This window comes from Rhizobium freirei PRF 81 (assembly GCF_000359745.1).
Classification (GTDB): domain Bacteria; phylum Pseudomonadota; class Alphaproteobacteria; order Rhizobiales; family Rhizobiaceae; genus Rhizobium; species Rhizobium freirei.
In genome coordinates this window covers 1-782 of sequence record NZ_AQHN01000034.1, presented here as the reverse complement: position 1 = coordinate 782, position 782 = coordinate 1, and the positions used below count along the sequence as shown (strand labels likewise).

The 782-nt window shown below is 61.8% G+C and carries 1 protein-coding gene; it reads left to right on the top strand.

The genetic code is table 11. The annotated features are described in order from the left end of the window. Positions 1–782, top strand: a 782-nt coding sequence (purU, locus tag RHSP_RS08405; RefSeq protein ID WP_051074057.1) for a formyltetrahydrofolate deformylase, incomplete at both ends; no start/stop codon positions are given.

Below are 782 nucleotides of genomic sequence, written 5' to 3'. Positions count from 1 at the left end.
GGCTGCAACATCGTCGACAGCAGCCAGTTCGACGATCTCGATACCGGCATGTTCTTCATGCGCGTCTCCTTCATCTCCGAGGAGGGCGTCGGCGAGGCGGCGCTGGTGGAGGGCTTCAAGCCGATATCGGACAAGTTCGCGATGGTCTCGGAGATCCACGACAGCAAGAAGCGCATGAAGGTGCTGCTGATGGTGTCGCGCTTCGGCCATTGCCTCAACGACCTGCTCTACCGCTGGAAGATCGGCGCGCTGCCGATCGACATCGTCGGCGTCGTCTCCAACCATTTCGATTACCAGAAGGTGGTCGTCAACCACGACATCCCCTTCCACCACATCAAGGTGACGAAGGAGAACAAGCCGCAGGCGGAAGCCCAGCTTCTGGATCTGGTCGAGCAGACCGGCACCGAGCTGATCGTGCTGGCGCGCTACATGCAGGTGCTGTCGGATGCGCTGTGCCGGAAGATGTCCGGCCGCATCATCAACATCCACCATTCCTTCCTGCCGTCGTTCAAGGGGGCGAACCCCTACAAGCAGGCCTATGAGCGCGGGGTGAAGCTGATCGGGGCGACGGCGCATTACGTCACCGCCGATCTCGACGAGGGCCCGATCATCGAGCAGGATACGGCGCGCATCACGCATGCGCAGTCGGCCGACGATTACGTGTCGATCGGTCGCGATGTGGAGAGCCAGGTTTTGGCGCGCGCCATCCATGCGCATATCCACTTCCGCACCTTCCTCAACGGCAACCGCACCGTCGTCTTCCCGGCTAGCCCAGGCTCCTA